Below are 17,555 nucleotides of genomic sequence, written 5' to 3' on the forward strand. Positions count from 1 at the left end.
ATACTTGCGAGGGGATCGAATGGCCGTCGACGACACCTCGGCCGTCGCGGAGTTCCCCTCCTGGATGGGCCGCTTTCCGGGGCCCGGCGCCCCCGTCCTGGTCTTCCCACACGCCGGCGGGACCGCGGTCAACTACCGCCCGCTGGCGCTGGCCCTGGCCGCCGGTGTCGACACCTACGTGATGCAGTATCCCCAGCGTGCCGACCGTTTCCGCGAGCCGGCCGTCGAGACCCTGCCGGAATTGGCGCGCAGCCTTTTCGATGCAGCGCCCTGGCACCAGCTCGGGCCGCTGCGCCTGTTCGGCCACAGCATGGGCGCGCTGGTCGCGTTCGAGTTCGCCCGGCTCGCCGAGGAGCGGGGGATCGAGATCCCGCGGCTATGGGCCTCGGCCGCGCCCGCACCCGGCCTGGTGGCCGGGCTGCGCAAGGTGCCCACCGGCGATGCCGACCTCCGCGCCGAACTCGCCCAGCTGGGCGGCACCGACCCGCGAATTCTGGCCGACGAGGAGTTTCTGACCCTGCTGCTGACCCCGGTGCGCTCGGATTACCTGGCGTTCAACCGTTACTCGTGTGCACCCGAGGCCACCATCGGTGCCGACATCACGGTGCTGGGTGGCCGCTCCGACGACCGGATCGGCACCGACCTGCTGGAACGCTGGGCCGACCACACCACCGGCGCCTGGTCGATGTCGCTGTATGACGGCGGGCACTTCTATCACTACGAGCACATCGAGACCCTGGCGAAGCGGATCATCGCCGATGAATGATCGGCGCGAGGACCCGGTCGTCATCACCGGCCTCGCCGTCGAGGCGCCCGGTGGGATCGACACCGCCGAGCAGTACTGGTCACTTCTTGCCGACGGTCGCGAGGCGCTGAGCGCCATCCCTGAGGACCGTGACTGGGCGGTGCGCGAACTCCTCGAGGGTTCTCGCCGCGACGGTTTCAAGCCGATCTGCAACGCGGGCGGATTTCTCTCCGGTGCCGCCGAATTCGACCCAGGCTTCTTCGGTATCGCACCCCGCGAGGCGGTCGCGATGGACCCGCAGCAGCGGGTCGCACTGCGGGTGGCCTGGCGCGCACTGGAAGACGCCGGCGTCAATCCCGACGAGCTCAACGGGCACGACGTCGGCGTATACCTCGGCGCGTCGGTCACCGGCTACGGCCCGGACATGGCGCAGTTCAGCACACACAGCGGCCACCTGCTGCCCGGCACCGCACTGTCGGTGATCTCCGGCCGGATCGCCTACACCCTGGGCCTGGCCGGCCCGGCGATCACCGTCGACACCTCGTGCTCGTCGGCGCTGTCCGCATTGCACCTGGCGGTGCAGGCGATTTCGACCGGCGACACCGACATGGCGCTCGCCGGTGGGGTGTGCGTGATGGGGTCGCCCGGATTCTTCGTTGAGTTCTCCAAGCAGCACGCGCTCTCCGACGACGGCCACTGCCGGCCCTACAGTGCCGCCGCCACCGGAACGGTGTGGGCTGAAGGCGCTGGAATCTTTGTGCTGCAACGAAAATCAGCTGCCCTACGCGATCGCCGGCACATCTACGGCGAGATCCTGGCCAGTCGGCTCAACCAAGACGGTCACACCGCCGGCCTGCTCACCCCCAGCGAGCAGGCCCAGCAGCGGCTTTACCGGCACGCCCTGGCCGACGCCGGCGTATATCCCGGCCAGGTCGGGATGATCGAGGGCCACGGAACCGGGACCCGGGTCGGAGATCCCGTGGAGTTGCGCTCGCTGATCAGCGTCTACGGCACCGACACCACCGGGGGCGCCGGCCCGCGGCTGGGCTCGGTCAAATCCAATATCGGGCATAGCCAGGCTGCGGCCGGGGCACTCGGGCTGACCAAGGTGCTGCTGGCCGCCGAGCATCAGGCGATCCCACCCACCCTGCATGTCCGCGAGGGCTGGCACGACGGCATCGACTGGGACGGTCACGCAATCACGCTGGCCGAGACCATCACCCCCTGGCCGGCAAGCGACGGGCGACGGATCGGCTCGGTGTCGGCGTTCGGAATGAGCGGCACCAACGCACATCTGATCGTCGGGGTGGACGACGTTGTCGAGGCGGCCCCATGCTGAGCAGCCACCCGACTGCCCTGCCCGACGGCCGGATCCCCGTGCTGATCTCGGCGCACGCCCGCGACCTGGTGGCAGCCGAGGCCGGTGGCCTGGCGCGCTACCTGCAGTCCCATCCCGTCTCGGTCGAGGCGGTCGCCCAGACTCTGCGATCCACCCGCCCGGTGCGCCGCTACCGTGCGGTGATCCGGGCCCGCGACACCGCCGAGCTCGCCGCGGGCCTCGACGCCGTCTACCGGGGCGTCGAACACCCGTTGGTGGCTCAGTCGCATCAACCTGAGGCCGCTCGCACCGCCTTCGTGTTCCCCGGCCAGGGCAATCAATGGCCCGGAATGGGATCCGAGCTGCTCGGCATAGCCGCGTACCGCGCCGAGGCGGACCGCTGCGATGACGCCTTCCGGCGCGCCGGTCACCCGTCGCCGCTGGGCTACCTGCGGGGTGCTGAAGACACCAATCCCATGGTGGTCCAGGCCGCCCAGTTCACCCACGCCGCGGCCCTGGCAGCCACCTGGCGGCATTTCGGTGTGCTGCCCGACATCACCGTCGGCCACAGCCTGGGGGAGCTGGCCGCCGCCTACACCGCCGGCGTGGTGGACTTGGATGCCGCCGTGGCAGTGGTGGCCGCGCGGGCGCAGCTGACCGACCAGCTGGCCGCCGGCGCCCCGACTCGATTCGGCATGGCCATGATCGCGGTGAACGCCGACGCCGCCACCGAGCTGATCGCCGCAACCCCCGGCTGGCTGGAACTGTCGGTGGTCAACGGGCCGGAATCGGTGGTCGTCTCGGGAGAATTGCCGGCAATACAACAGATTCTGGAGTCCGCCGGCCGGCGTGGAGTCTTCGCTCGCGAACTGCCGGTGCGCTACCCGGCGCACACCAGCGCCCTGGAGCCGCTGCGAGACCAGCTGACCGGGCAACTTCCCGAAGCGCAATTCCACAGTGCCCCGGTGGAATTCATCGGATCGGTGTACGGTGGCCCGATTCCGCCCGCCACCACGTTCCGAAAGTACTGGTTCGACAATCTGCGCCGCCAAGTCCGATTCGATATGGCCGCGGCTGCCGCGGTCGGGCGCGGCGTCACTACATTCATCGAGATGTCGGCGCACCCGACCCTGCTGGTGGCACTCGGCGACTCCGTCGGTGCGGCCCAGGTGCTGGGCAGCACCGACCGTGACCAGCCGGCCGGTGAGGCACTGGCAGCCAACATCGCCGCCGCGGCCATCGCCGATCCCGGTTACCGCTGGCGTGATTTCGCCCCGCCGGACGCTCCCGCGCTGCTGCGGCACTTTCCGCACGCACCGATGCACACCAACCGGCTGTGGGCCGGCACGGAATCATCTCCGCCGCGCCCGCACATCCCGGTCGTCATGACTGAGAAATGGCTGCCGGTCACCGAACCCGAGCAGCGGTCCGCGCCGGTGGCTGTGGTCGACTATGCCGGGCAATCGGGCGAGCTGACCGCGCAACTGCGGGCGGCGCTGGACGTCGAAGCGGTGGACCCGGCCGACGCCGAATTCCTGGTTCTGGTGGCCCCGCTCGCCGACGAGACCGATATCGCCTCGGCGACAGCCGAGTTCGCCGCGCACGCGGCCGCCCAGACCGCCATTGCGCCAGGACCCGCATGCCGGCGGGTATGGCTGCTGACCCGTGGTGCCGAGCAGCTCGACGGTGACCCACCGCCGAACCCGGGTGGCGCCGCACTGGCCGCGCTGCATCGCAGCGCCGGGTTCGACTACCCCGATCACACCTTCGCGCATCTGGATCTACCGGTGCACCCCACCGCCGCAGATCTGCGCGCCGCCGGCGCCGCACTGTCACTGGCTGAGACCGAGGTGGCGGTGCGGGCGGGGCGCCTGACAACGCGACGATTCGTCGAATCCACCACCGCGGCAACGCCGCCTACGGTCCCGCAGACCGTGGTGATCAGCGGCGGAACCGGTGCCATCGGGTTGGCCTACGCGGCGTTCTGCGCCGAACACGGTGCGCGCGACATCGTCCTGCTCAGCCGCAGCGGGGCCGGCGATGCGACGACGCCGCAGTTGGATGCGCTGCGCGCGCGCACCGGGGCGCGCATCCGTGCGGTGTGCTGTGACATCGCCGATGAGGCCGCAGTCGCAGCGGTCATCGAGCAGTATCGACCCGCGCCGGCAGGGCTGCTGGTCCACACGGCGTCGGCAGAGGCCGTGGCCACATCCAAGGTCACCGACGATGCGGTCCGGGCCGCGTTCGGGGCCAAAGTGATCGGACTGGACAACCTGGCACGCCAGTGGCCGCTGACCGCCGACGCACGCGTGCTGGTCTGCTCCTCGGTGCTGGCGCTGTGGGGCGGGTCGGGGCACGGACTCTACGCGGCGGCCAACCGGATGGCTGACACGCTGGTGGGTCAGCTGCGGGCACAGGGGCGCAACGCCAACTCCATCCGCTGGGGACTGTGGCGCAGCGTGGCGGTGGTCAGCGGCGAGGAGAAGGACCGGATCGCGCGGACCGGCCTCACGCCGATGGCCCCGGAAGCCGCGATCACCGCAGGACTTCGTGCCACCCCGGACGACCCGGCGATCCTGGCCGCCGATTTCGACCGACTGGCGGTGTTCTTCGACAGTCAGGGCGTGCCCTCGCCGTTCGACGAATCACTGACCGCCGCAAGGTCTGATGGGCAGGCCGACCGCCCGATCGGGGAGGTGGTCGCCGACGAACTGGTGACCGTGTTGGGTCTGGAAGGCCCGGACGACATCGACATGCACCGGGCCCTGGTCGACCTCGGCCTGGATTCACTTCTCGCACTGGACCTGCGCAAGCGCCTGGGGCGGGCCACCGGCCTGCGCGTGGCGCTCGGTCCGCTGCTGGCCGGAATGACCGGAGCCCAGCTGACGGCGACGCTGACCGATGACGCAGCGCCGGCCGCGGCTACGGAAAGGACTGTGTTCACCCATGACTGATGCCGTCGACCAGGCGACCGACGCAGACGAGCTGCGGCTGGAACTGCTGCGCCGCCGCCTCGCCGAACGCGGGCTGGCCGCATCGACACCGGCGCAGCCGCAGTCCGGGCCGGACCATGAATCGCAGCCGCTGACCATGAGCGACGGGCAGCGCCGCATGTGGTTCGTGCAGGCGCTCGACCCGGACGGCGCCCTGGCCAACATCTCGGTCTCCTACCGCCTCACCGGGCCGCTGGACGGCACCCGGCTGCAGGCCGCGCTGGCCGCTGTGGCCGCCCGCCATCCGGTGCTGCGCACCGTCTATCCCGTCGATGAGGCGGGCGAGCCGAACCCGGTGATCGCCGAGGTCACACCCGGCTTTGCCACACACGACCTGTCCGACCTCGCCGAGCAGGCCCGGGCGCTGCGCCTGGAAGTGCTTGCCCAGCGAGAATTCGCCACCCCGTTCCGGCTGGAATCCGATGCCCCGCTGCGGCTCACCCTGGTCCGGATCGCGCCGGACGAATACATTCTGCTGCTGGTGGCCCACCACATCGCCTGGGACGACGACTCCTGGGCGGTCTTCTTCGCAGACCTCACCGCCGCCTATGCCGACCCGGAGCAGTTCGCCACCCGTGCGCCGGTGCCGCACCCCGTCCCGGCGACGGGTTTGGGCCACGAAGCGGAGCTGGACTACTGGCGGACCCTGCTGGCCGACCCGCCGGACCCGTTGGAGCTGCCCGGCCCGCACGGCTCGGCGATACCCAGCACGCTGCGCGCCGGATTGTGCACCCGCGCCCTGCCCGCCGAGTTGATGTCCGACATCGCCGAGCTGGCCCGCAGCAACGGCGCCACGCCCTACATGGTGATCGCCGCGGCGTTGTCCGCCCTGATCCACCGCTACACCGCCACCGATGACTTCCTCATCGCCTCACCGGTGCTCAACCGCACCGCCGGCACCGAAGGGGCCATCGGCTACTTCGGCAACACCGTGGTGCTGCGCGCGAAAGTTGACGCTGCCACCCGGTTCAGCGATCTGCTGGCGCGTACCCGCGACGCCGCACTGGGGGCATTCGGCCACCAGGGCATCAACCTCGACCGGGTGGTGCGTGAACTCAACCCGGACCGTCGGCACGGGGGAGTGGAACGACTCACCCGACTCAGCTTCGGCTTCCGATCCACCCAGGGCGGCGGCTTCCAGCCGGACGGGATCGCCTGCACCCGTGCCGATTACCGCGGCAAGGTGGCCCAGCTTCCGCTGGGAATCATGGTGGAGGCCGACGCCGACGGTGCACTGATCGAGGCCGAATATCTGCACGACGTGCTCGACGGGCCATTGGTCGAGCAGTTGCTGCGGCACCTGGTTCAGCTGCTGTCCGCCGCGGTGGCACAGCCGGAGACGACCGTCGGCGAGCTGGACATGCTCGGCGATGACGACCGGGCCTGGCTGGACGCGATATCCCGCGGACCGGACTTCATCCCGCCTCCCGAGGCGCCGGCCACCCTCGGTGCGCTGGTGGCCGCCCGGGCAGCGGCCACCCCGAACGCCATCGCCGTCGTCGACGACCACGGCAGGTACAGCTACGCCGAGATCAACGCGCGCGCCAACCGAGTCGCGCACCACCTGATCGCCGCGGGAATCGGCACCGAGGACAAGGTCGCGGTGCTGTTCGGCCGCTGCACGGAATTGGTGGTCACCGCCCTGGGCATCGCCAAAGCGGGCGCCGCCTACGTTCCCATCGACCCCGAATATCCGCCGGACCGTATCGAATTCATCCTCGGTGACGCCCGGCCGTCGATCGTGCTGCGTGAACCCTTGACCGCCGACGAGCTGGCCGGGCGGCCCGACACCGACCCGACCGACGCCGACCGGGTGCGCCCCCTGCGCCCGGAGAATCTGGCCTACCTCATCTACACCTCGGGTTCGACCGGGTTGCCCAAGGGCGTCGAGGTATCGCACGCCCCGATCACCGAATATCTGCTCTGGTTCGGCGCCGAATACGGTGTCGACGACACCGACGTGCTGCTGCAGGTCGCATCGCCGAGCTTCGACGTGTCGATCGGGGAACTGTTCGGAACCCTGGGAAGCGGTGCCCGGCTGGTGATCCCGCGCCCGGACGGACTGCGCGACATCGGATATTTGACCGATCTGCTGCAGCGCGAAGGCGTCACCGCCATGCACTTCGTGCCGTCGCTGCTGGGACTGTTCCTCTCGCTGCCCGGCGTGAACCAATGGCGCACCCTGCGGCGCATTCCGATCGGCGGCGAACCGTTGCCGGGCGAACTCGCCGACAAGTTCCACGCCACTTTCGATGCGATGCTGCACAATTTCTACGGCCCCACCGAGACCGTGGTGAACTCTTCCCGGCACAAGGTGGAAGGCCCGCAGGGCAACCGGATCGTGCCGATCGGCAGCCCGAACATCAACACCACCATCTGGCTGCTCGACGACGCCCTGCAGCCGGTGCCGGTCGGGGTGATCGGCGAGATCTACATCGGCGGATCACACATGGCCCGCGGCTACTTCGACCGCCCCGGTCTGACCGCCGAGCGCTTCGTCGCCGACCCGTGGACCCCCGGCCAGCGGCTGTACCGCACCGGTGATCTGGCCCGGCGCAATGCCGCCGGCGATCTGGAGTTCATCGGCCGCGCCGACGACCAGGTCAAGGTCCGCGGTTTCCGGATCGAACTCGGGGAGGTGGCCTCTGCCATCTCGGTGGACCCCAGCGTCGGCCAGTGCGTGGTGGTGGTGTCGGACCTTCCCGGGTTGGGCCGCAGCCTGGTCGCCTACCTGACCCCCGGCGCCGGCGCAGCTGAAGACACGGTGGAGGTAGCTCGGATCCGGGCCCGGGTGGCCGCGGCATTGCCGGAATACATGGCGCCGGCAGCGTACGTGGTGGTCGACGACATCCCGATCACCGCGCACGGCAAGATCGACCGCGCTGCGCTGCCCGACCCGCAGCCGATCGAGAGCACGCCCTACCGGGAGCCCGAGACCGACACCGAACACGTGGTGGCGCAGCTGTTCGCCCAACTGCTCTCCCGCGACAAAGTGGGTGCCGACGACTCGTTCTTCGACCTCGGCGGTCACTCGTTGCTGGCCACCAAACTGGTCGCGGCGATCCGCGCCCGCTGCGAGGTGGAGATCGGTATCCGGGAGATCTTCGAAGCCGGCACGGTTTCCCGACTGGCGGCCGCGATCGACCGGGTGCCGGCGGCGCAGCCCGGCGAGACCGGGGCCGGGCGACCGGAGCTGGTCGCCGTACCGCGCTCTGGTGATCTTCCGGTCTCGGCGTCGCAGCTGCGAACCTGGTTCGCCTACCGACTGGACCCGAACGCCACCGGCGACAACATTCCGCTGACGGCCCGGCTCACCGGCCCGTGCGACACGGCCGCCCTGACCGCCGCGATCGGCGACGTGGTGGCCCGCCACGACAGTCTGCGCACCACGTTCCGCGAGATCGACGGCGTGCCCCACCAAGTCATCAACGCACCCGCGGCGGTGCCGGTGGCCGAACTGCAGTGCCCCGAAACCGATCCGGATGTCGTTGCGGCGTGGACTCAAGCCCGGCTCGGCGAGCAGCGCGGCGTCGCATTCGACCTGGAACGGGATTGGCCGATCCGGGCGGCGCTGCTGCACCTGCCCGGCGACGAACGGGTGCTGTCCCTGGTGGTGCACCACATCGCCGCGGACCACTGGTCGGTCGAGGTGCTCTTCACCGACCTGCTGATCGCCTACCGGTCCCGCGCCACCGGCTCGGCTCCGGCATGGGAGCCGCCGGCGTTGCAGTACGCGGACTTCGCGCACTGGCAGGGCGAACTGCTGCGTGATGAGTCCGGTCTGATCGAGGCGCAGCGCCGCTACTGGGTCGAGCAACTGACCGGCCTGGCCGACGACACCGGGCCGCGGCCGGACTTTCCCCGTCCCGCCACCGCCAACGGCTCCGGCGACTCGGTCGCATTCACCGTCCCCCCGCAGGTGCGGGCAGGACTGGCGGCACTGGCCCGCGAGACCGGTGCCACCGAGTTCATGGTGGTGCAGTCCGCGGTCGCGGTGCTGCTGCATCTGGCCGGCAGCGGCGACGACATCCCGCTCGGCGTGCCGATCGCCGGACGCACCGACAGCGCACTGGACAACCTGGTCGGATTCTTCGTCAACATCGTGGTTCTGCGAAACCGTTTGGCGGGCAACCCGACACTGCGTGAGGTGGTATCTCGGGCGCGGGAAGTCGCGCTGGGTGCCTACGCCCATGCCGACCTTCCGTTCGACCGGCTGGTCGAAGCACTCAACCCGGTCCGGACGCTGTCGCGCAACCCGTTGTTCCAGGTGGTGGTCCACGTACGCGAGGCGGCCGATGTCACCCACGTGATCGACAGTGGCCCCGACGGCGACCTGGTCTTCCGCACCGTGATGCCGACATTCGACATCGCGCACGCCGACCTGTCGGTGAATCTGTTCGCCACAGCGGACGCCGACGGAGCGGGCTATGACGGACACCTGATCTACCGCACCGACCTCTACGAGCGTGCCACCGTGCAGCGGCTGGCCGATTGGCTGGGGCGGGTGCTGGCAGCCATGGCGGGTGATCCGGGACAGACGCTGCGCGACATCAGCCTGGTCGATGATGACCAACGGAGGCGCATCCTGCAGCAGTGGAGCTGCGGTGCCCAGATTCCCGCCGGCGATCCGAAGAGCATCGCCGACGTGCTGGCACCCAGCCGCAGCTTTGAGGGCGTCGCCGTGCGATGCGCCGGAGCCGAGCTCACCTACCCACAGCTGCACAGCCGGTCCGACCGGCTTGCCGAGCTGTTGATCGACGCCGGCGTGCAACCCGGAACCCTGGTGGGTCTGTCGGTGCGCCGCGACCTGGATCTGCCGGTGGCGCTGGTCGGCATCATGAAGGCCGGCGCCGGCTACTTTCCGCTGGACCCGAGCTATCCGCGTCAGCGCCTCGAGTTCATGATCGATGACGTCTTGTCCGACACCGCGTTCGCGCCCGGGGCGGCCAGGGTGATTCTGGTCAGCACTGCCACCCGGGAAGCGATTCCGGCACCGGACGGTGTCACGCTGCTGTGCCTGGATGACGCCGATGTCCAGGCTGAGCTGACCAACGACGTCGCCGGGCTGAACCTTCCGGTGCCGCACCCCGATGACCCGATGTTCCTGGTGTTCACCTCCGGGTCCACCGGTGTGCCCAAGGGCGTGGTGGGCACCCACCGCTCGATGAGCGCACGCCTGAACTGGCAGATCGCTCACTACCCGGTCACCGGTGCGGACATCCGGCTGGCCCAGTCGTCGATGACGTTCCTGGAAGGCGGCATGGAGATGCTGGCCGGGCTGGCCGCCGGGGCGACACTGATTCTGGCCGACGACAACGAGTTCCGTAACCCCGAAGCGCTGGCTCGGCTGATCGTGGACGAACGGGTGGCGCAGGTGACCGCGGTGGCCAGCCTGATCTCGGTGCTGGCAGAGTCCGGCGGTTCAGCGAGGCTCGACGGAGGAGAGCCGAAGCTGGGACCGCCGCATGAACCCGACATTACGTTGCGCGGCCTCCGCCGACTGGTGTGCAGCGGTGAACCCGTCTCGGCGGACCTGCTGGCCCGCCTCGGTGACGCGCTCGACCCGAATGCTCAACTGCTCAACAACTTCGGCGCCACGGAGACCTCGGGTGCGGTGGTGCGCGGCGAACTGGAGCCACCCACACCCAAACTGGGCCGGCCCACGCCCGGGGCGCAGGCTTACCTGCTCGACGACGCGCTGCAACCGGTTCCGCCCGGGGTGGTGGGCGAGGTCTACTACGCGGGCCCACAGGTCGTCCGCGGGTACTGGAAGCGGCCGGGCCTGACCTCGACCCGGTTCGTCGCCAACCCCTTCTCCGACACGCCCGGCGACCGGCTCTACCGCAGCGGCGACCGAGCCCGTTGGACGGTGGACGGGGTGTTGGAATTCGTCGGTCGCACCGACCACCAGGTCAAGGTGCGCGGCTTCCGGGTGGAGCTGGCCGAGGTGGAGGCCGCGCTGCGCGGTGCGCCCGGCGTGGCGACGGCCGCCGCCCGCACCTGGGAACAGCGCGGTGTCACCACCCTGGCCGGCTACCTGGTGCCTGCCGGCCCCGTCTCCGACGCGGCAGAATTCATCGCCTCGGTGCGCGCAGCCGTGGCCGCGACCCTGCCCGGCTACATGGTCCCCTCATCGTTGACGGTGCTCGACGCCATGCCGCTGACGGACTCCGGGAAACTGAACCGGCCCGCACTGCCGCAGCCCGCGGTGGCCACCCGCGGGGAATCGGACCCCCCGGTCACCGCCACCGAACAGACCCTGGTCGGAATCTGCGCCGAGCTGCTGGGAGTCGCGGCGATCGGGCGTAGCGACGGCTTCTTCGAACTCGGCGGTGACAGCATCCTGTCGGTGCAGCTTGCCGCGCGGGCGCGCGCGGCGGGCCTGGACGTCGACCCGCGGATGATCTTCGAGCACCCGACGTTCGCCGAACTGGCCGCCGCCGTCGATAATCAGGCCGCGGCCGGCGGCACCGTCGAATCCGCCGACACGGCATTCGAGCCGATGAGCGTCTCAGGGCTGAGCAACGACGCGCTGGCCAATCTGACCGCGGCATGGGGCGATTCGCCGTGACCGAGACCGCACCAGCGCGCAGCGCTGCTCCCGCTGCGGCGATCGAGGACGTGCTGGCACTCTCCCCGCTGCAGCAGGGGCTGTTCTCGCTGGCGAAGCTGGTCACCGATGACGGTGGGGAGCGCGACGGCGTCGACGTCTACACCGTGCAGTTCGTCATCGACATCGTCGGTGCCGTCGATCCCGGGCTGTTGCGCCGCAGCGCCGAGGCGATGCTGGCCCGCCATGCGAACCTGCGAGCGTCGTTCTGGGACGTCGACCTGCCGCACCCGGTGCAGATCATACCGGCGAAGGCGGTCCTTCCCTGGCGCGAGATCGAAGCCTCCCCAAGTGAATTCGACGCGATCGCCCGCCTCGAACGCACCACGAACTTTGACTTGGGCCGCGGACCGCTGCTGCGATTCGTACTGGTCCAGTCGGCCCCCGAGCAGTACCGCCTGATTCTCACCGTGCACCACCTGCTGATCGACGGGTGGTCGATGGCGGTGTTCTTCGACGAATTGGTGGCGATCTACCGCGCCGGCGGTGTGGACCCGCTGCCCGCCCCGCGGCCCTACCGCGACTACATCGGCTGGCTGACCCAACAAGACAGCGCCGCAGCCACACAGCGGTGGCGTGAGTACCTGGATCAGGTGAGCGCCCCGACCATGCTGGCCGGCGGCAACCGAGCCGCCGTGGGCAGTGCCATCCCGCAGACCTACGAGATTGCGCTGGACGGCGATGCCACCGCGCGTCTGACCACCTGGGCCCGCCGGCACGGTCTGACGCTCAACACCGTGCTGCAGTTCGCCTGGGCGGTGCTGCTCGGCCGGCTCACCGACCGGACCGACACGGTGTTCGGTGCGGTGGTGTCGGGCCGCCCGCAACAACTCACCGGCGTCGAAACCATGGTCGGGCTGTTCATCAACACCGTCCCGGTGGCCGCGTCGGCACCGCCGCGCGCCGAGGTGGTCGCCACCTGCCAAGCGCTGCAACGCGATACCGCTGCGATGCGCGACCTGGGATACCTGAGCCTGTCGGCGGTGCAGCGGGCCAGCGGCAACGCGGTGTTCGACACCCTGCTGGTATTCGAGAATGCGCCCATCGGCTCGGCCACCGCCGGGGTCACCACCGATGACGGGGTGCGTTTCATCCCGGTGACGGTCGAAAGCCTCACGCACTACCCGCTGACCCTGGTCAGCTACCCGCCCCGCGACGGCCGGCTCACCGTCCTGCTCGAAGCCATCCCAGATGCGCTGGGAGAATTGTCGGTTCCCGATCTCGGCCAGCGACTGTTGCAGGTGCTGCGCCAGCTTCCCGATCCGGCACGGTCCCGGGTCGCCGATCTGGACGTGCTGCTGCCCGGCGAGCGGGCCCGCAACAATCCGGCGCCCCAGGCAGGTTCGGCGAATCAGAGCGGGGACGACCCGGCCTTGTCGGTGCCCGCGCTGTTCGCCGCGGCCGCCGCGGCACACCCGCACGCGCCGGCGCTCACCGGCGAGGACCGCAGCCTGACCTACGCCGAATTGGCGGTCGAATCCACCGGATTGGCGCGGGCGCTCGCCGGGCGGGGGATCGGTCCCGAAGACCGGGTCGCGATAGCGCTGCCGCGCTCGCTGGACTCGGTGATCGCGATCTTGGCGGTGCTGCAGGCCGGGGCTGCCTACGTGCCCATCGATATCGATCTGCCCAGCGCGCGCATCGAATCGATTCTGCGCCAAGCCGAGCCGAAGCTGACGCTGACCGGCGAACTACTGGCCGAATTGCGCTCCGGCGAGGCGGCGCAGCTCCCCACTCCGGACGCGATCCACCCGGACTCGGCTGCCTACGTGATCTTCACCTCCGGTTCCACCGGCGAACCCAAGGGTGTCATCGGCACGCACCGTGCGCTGGCGTCGTACTTCGCCGATCACCAGCAGCGCATGTACGCACCTGCAATCGCGCGGCTGGGCCGGGCGCTGCGCGTCGCGCACGCCTGGTCGCTGAGTTTCGATGCGAGTTGGCAGCCGCTGGTCGGCCTGTTGGCCGGCCAGAGTGTGCACCTGTTCTCCGCCGAGGAGATGCGTGATGCCGAGGCGATCATCGACGGCATCCGCCGGCACCGCCTGGACATGATCGACACCTCGCCGTCGATGTTCACTCAGCTGTTCGACGCCGGGCTGCTCGACGCCGGATCCGACCATCGCCTCACTGTGCTGGCGCTCGGCGGCGAGGCGATCGCCCCGCACACCTGGGCGCGACTGCGTGCGGCGCCCTCGACGGCGGTCCACAACTGCTACGGCCCCACCGAGACCACGGTGGAGGCCGTCGTCGCCGACGTCGCCGACACCGATGTGCCGGTGATCGGAGAAGCGGTGCGGGGCATGATCGCCCACGTCCTGGACTCCGCGCTGCGTGAAGTGCCCGACGGGGTGCCCGGCGAGCTGTACTTGGCCGGAGCACAGGTCACCCGCGGCTACGTGCGCCGCGCCGCGGCCACCGCGGCCCGCTACGTCGCGGACCCGTTTCACGCCGGCGGCCGGATGTATCGCACCGGGGATCTGGTCCGGCGCCGGCCCGATGGCCGCCTGGTCTACCTCGGCCGCGCCGACGACCAGGTCAAAGTACGCGGCTACCGCGTCGAGATCGCTGAGGTCGAGGCTGCACTGGCCGCCGCGACCGGGGTCACGGCGGCCGCGGTGCTCCCCATGCAGGGGCCGGCCGGAACCCAACTGGCCGGCTTCGTGACCGGCGCGGACGTAGACACCGGCCGAGTGCGTGCCGAGATCGGCACCCGGCTGCCGCCCTACCTGATACCTGCCCGGATCACCGCGGTGGAATCGATGCCGTTGACCGCCAACGGAAAGCTGGACACCGAGAAGCTGGCGGCGCAACTGGCGGACTCCGAGCCGCTCGGCGGCGGAGTCGAGCCGGCCACCGAGACCGAACGAGTCCTGGTGGAGTTGCTCGCCGAAGTGTTCGCCGGGCCGGACGGCGCGCAGGCGGTGGGTGCGGCCCCGGGAGTCGAGACCGATCTGCGCGAGCTGGGCTTGGACAGCATCGTCGCGCTGTCGCTGGTGCGGGCGGCCCGCCGCCGCGGCCTGCCGTTGCGTCCACGGACCATATTGAGTGCCAACACGATTCGGGACGTGGCGGCAGCCTTGGATCGCGAAGTGGCTGAAGCCGCCGCCGAGCGGTGCGACGGATCGCCGGCAGCCGACGGGCCGATTCCGCTGTTACCGGCCGGTCGCTGGCTCTACCAATACGGCAACCCACGCCGGCTCGGGCAGGTCGAAGCGATCCGGCTGCCGCAGGGCACCGAACCGGACCGACTGCGGGCTGCCTTGGCTGCCATCGTCGCCGCTCACCCGGTGTTGCATGCCCGACTCGACCCGGTCGAGTTGACGCTGCACCCGATTGCGCCGGTCGACGTCCTGACCGAGGTCACGGTCGAGGCAGCCGATCTTGCGGTGGTCACCGAGCACGGCAGCCGACTGCTGGACAGCCTGGATCCGTGCAACGGCGTCATGCTGCGCGCGGTGTGGCTGAAAGTGCCCGACGGGGCGGGGGTGCTGCTGTTGTGCGGGCACGTGCTGGCCCTGGATCCGGTGTCATGGCAGGTGATCCTCGGCGAGCTGCACGCCGCGCTGGCCGGGGCGGATCCGCTGCCCGAGCGCAGCGGCTACCGGCGCTGGGCGACCGCGTTGCACGAGCGTGCGCACCACCTCGACACGGTGGACTTCTGGGCCGGCCAGCTGGCCGGCGACGACCCGGATCTGGGTGCGCGGCGGGTTGCCCCGGAACGCGATCGCGCCGGTGATCTCACCGTCTCGGTGAGCGTCGCCGACCCGGAGCTCACCGCGGCGCTGTCCGGGTTACCGGTTCCGATGCATGACCTGCTTGTCGCGGCGACCGCGCGGATGCTCACTGCCTGGCGGGCGCTGCGCGGGCAGCCCGGCGCAATACCGCTGCTGGCGTTGGAGACCCATGGGCGCGCCGAAGAGCTCGTGACCGGTGTCGACACCGCCGACATCGCCGGCCTGCTGTCGGCGATCTATCCGCTTCGGGTGGCCCAGGCCGATCCGGGCGGGGTGGCGCGTGCGCTGGCTGACATTCCGGGTGGCGGAATCGACTACGGGCTGCTGGCCTACCTGCGGACCGATACGGCCGACCGGCTGGGGTCTGTACCGGGGCCGCAGCTGCTGCTGAACTACCTCGGCCGGGTCGATCGGGCCGGCGGCGGGCCGACCGTGGCACCGGACCTGATCGCCGGACTGCCGTCGGTGCCCGAACCCGGCCAGGCCGTACGGCACGAGCTGAGCATTTTCGCCGCCGTGGCCGACCTCGGCGCGGGGCAGGCGCTGATGACCCAGTGGCGCACGCTGCCCGATATCCTCGGCGACACCGAGATCGCGCAGTTGCAAGAGCTGTTCACCAACAGCCTGGGCGACCTGGTGGAGGAACTGCGATGAGCACACTTGCGGTGGTGGGGGCCGGGGCCAAGGCCGTCGCGGTGGCCGCGAAGGCCGCCGTGCTGCGCGAGATGGGCGTTGCCGCACCGGACGTGGTCGCCGTCGAACGCACCGAGGTCGCCGCGAACTGGCGCGCCTCCGGGGGCTGGACCGACGGCGCGCACCGGCTGGGCACCAGTCCGGAGAAGGACGTCGGCTTCCCGTACCGCTCCGCCCTGGTGGCCGGCCGCAACGCCGAACTCGACGAGCGCATGACTCGGTATGGCTGGCAGTCCTATCTGATCGCCACCGGTCAGTTCGCCGAGTGGGTCGACCGCGGCCGGCCGGCGCCCACGCACCTGCGGTGGAGCCAGTACCTGCGCTGGGTGGCCGACGCGGTGGCACTCAACGTGATCCCCGGTGAGGTGGAGCGGCTGGGGGTGAACGGCGACGGTTGGGTGCTGCACACCCGGGAGACCACGGTCGCCGCGGACGCGGTGATGATCACCGGTCCGGGCCAGGCCGAGAAGTCGATTCTGCCGGGCAACCCGCTGGTGCTCTCCATTGCGCAGTTCTGGCACCGGGCCGCAGCCGACCGGATCAGCGCCGAGCGTGTCGCCGTGATCGGGGGCGGCGAGACCGCCGCGTCGATGCTCAATGAGCTGTTTCGGCACCGCGTTTCGACGATCACGGTGATCTCCCCACAGGTGACCCTGTTCACCCGGGGGGAGAGCTTCTTCGAGAACACGCTGTTCTCCGATCCCGTGGACTGGGCTGCTCTGACCCTGGCTGAGCGTCGAGATGCGCTGGCCCGCACCGATCGTGGGGTGTTCTCGGCCCGGGTACAGGATGCGCTGCTGGCCGACGACCGGATCCGCCACCTGCGGGGCCGGGTGGCGCACGCCGTGGCTCGCGACGGCCGAATCCGCTTGACATTGAGCACCAACCGCGCCGGGGAGAACTTCGAAACCGTGCACGGCTTCGACCTGGTCATCGACGGCTCCGGTGCCGACCCTCTGTGGTTCGTATCGCTGTTCGGCCAGGACACCCTGGACCTGCTCGAGTTGGGCCTGGGCGGCCCGCTGTCCGGTGACCGGCTGGCCGAGGCGATCGGACATGACCTGGCCGTCGCCGACGTCGCGCCGAAACTCTTCCTGCCGAACCTGGCCGGGCTCACCCAGGGACCCGGTTTTCCCAACCTGAGCTGCTTGGGCCTGCTGTCCGACCGGGTGCTGGGCGCCCACCTTTCTGCTGCGCCACCGATACCGAGGAGATCCGATGAGCACCAATCCCTTTGACGACGAGAACGGCAGCTTCTACGTGCTGGTCAACGACGAGGAGCAGTACAGTCTCTGGCCGACGTTCGCCGATGTTCCCGCCGGGTGGCGAGTGGTCTACGGAGCTGAACACGGCGCCGATCGAGCGGCCTGTTTGGAGTATGTCGAGCAGCACTGGAACGACCTGCGGCCCAAGAGTCTTCGTGAGGCCATGGCGGCCGAGCGCGGGTAGCCGGGCTGCG

The 17,555-nt window shown here is 70.1% G+C and carries 7 protein-coding genes; all 7 read left to right on the top strand.

Going from position 1 to position 17,555, the window contains the following annotated elements; genetic code table 11:
- The first annotated feature begins 19 nt into the window (after positions 1-19).
- The 7 genes from AWC18_RS18405 to AWC18_RS18435 are packed head-to-tail and all read left to right on the top strand — an operon-like array spanning position 20 to position 17,545.
- Complete coding sequence (locus AWC18_RS18405) at positions 20-766, top strand: thioesterase II family protein (RefSeq protein WP_085139656.1); 747 nt, start codon at positions 20-22, stop codon at positions 764-766.
- Positions 759-2,084, top strand: a complete 1,326-nt coding sequence (locus AWC18_RS18410) for a beta-ketoacyl [acyl carrier protein] synthase domain-containing protein (RefSeq protein ID WP_064998422.1) — start codon at positions 759-761, stop codon at positions 2,082-2,084. The genes AWC18_RS18405 and AWC18_RS18410 overlap by 8 nt, the downstream gene beginning before the upstream one ends.
- Positions 2,078-5,017 carry an SDR family NAD(P)-dependent oxidoreductase gene (locus AWC18_RS18415; RefSeq protein ID WP_085139657.1) on the top strand — a complete coding sequence of 980 codons (2,940 nt, stop codon included), beginning with the start codon at positions 2,078-2,080 and terminating at the stop codon, positions 5,015-5,017. Before AWC18_RS18410 ends, AWC18_RS18415 begins: the two co-directional genes overlap by 7 nt.
- A complete protein-coding gene (locus tag AWC18_RS18420) occupies positions 5,010-11,627 on the top strand; it encodes a non-ribosomal peptide synthetase (RefSeq protein ID WP_085139658.1) in 6,618 nt (2,205 codons plus the stop codon). Before AWC18_RS18415 ends, AWC18_RS18420 begins: the two co-directional genes overlap by 8 nt.
- Positions 11,609-16,057 (top strand): non-ribosomal peptide synthetase, encoded by a 4,449-nt coding sequence (locus AWC18_RS18425; RefSeq protein WP_085139659.1) that lies wholly within the window; start codon positions 11,609-11,611, stop codon positions 16,055-16,057. Before AWC18_RS18420 ends, AWC18_RS18425 begins: the two co-directional genes overlap by 19 nt.
- Positions 16,054-17,334 (top strand): NADPH-dependent L-lysine N(6)-monooxygenase MbtG, encoded by a 1,281-nt coding sequence (gene mbtG / locus AWC18_RS18430; RefSeq protein ID WP_085139660.1) that lies wholly within the window; start codon positions 16,054-16,056, stop codon positions 17,332-17,334. Before AWC18_RS18425 ends, mbtG begins: the two co-directional genes overlap by 4 nt.
- Positions 17,315-17,545 carry an MbtH family protein gene (locus tag AWC18_RS18435; protein WP_064997470.1) on the top strand — a complete coding sequence of 77 codons (231 nt, stop codon included), beginning with the start codon at positions 17,315-17,317 and terminating at the stop codon, positions 17,543-17,545. Before mbtG ends, AWC18_RS18435 begins: the two co-directional genes overlap by 20 nt.
- Positions 17,546-17,555 lie beyond the last annotated feature (10 nt).

Source organism: Mycolicibacter nonchromogenicus (genome assembly GCF_002101775.1).
Classification (GTDB): Bacteria; Actinomycetota; Actinomycetes; order Mycobacteriales; family Mycobacteriaceae; genus Mycobacterium; species Mycobacterium nonchromogenicum.

Excerpts from the sequence above, each read along its gene's own strand:
- AWC18_RS18435 (WP_064997470.1), top strand. The coding sequence starts at position 17,315 with ATGAGCACCAATCCCTTTGACGACGAGAACGGCAGCTTCTACGTGCTG.
- AWC18_RS18415 (WP_085139657.1), top strand. The coding sequence starts at position 2,078 with ATGCTGAGCAGCCACCCGACTGCCCTGCCCGACGGCCGGATCCCCGTG.
- mbtG (WP_085139660.1), top strand. The coding sequence starts at position 16,054 with ATGAGCACACTTGCGGTGGTGGGGGCCGGGGCCAAGGCCGTCGCGGTG.
- AWC18_RS18410 (WP_064998422.1), top strand. The coding sequence starts at position 759 with ATGAATGATCGGCGCGAGGACCCGGTCGTCATCACCGGCCTCGCCGTC.
- AWC18_RS18405 (WP_085139656.1), top strand. The coding sequence starts at position 20 with ATGGCCGTCGACGACACCTCGGCCGTCGCGGAGTTCCCCTCCTGGATG.
- AWC18_RS18420 (WP_085139658.1), top strand. The coding sequence starts at position 5,010 with ATGACTGATGCCGTCGACCAGGCGACCGACGCAGACGAGCTGCGGCTG.
- AWC18_RS18425 (WP_085139659.1), top strand. The coding sequence starts at position 11,609 with ATGGGGCGATTCGCCGTGACCGAGACCGCACCAGCGCGCAGCGCTGCT.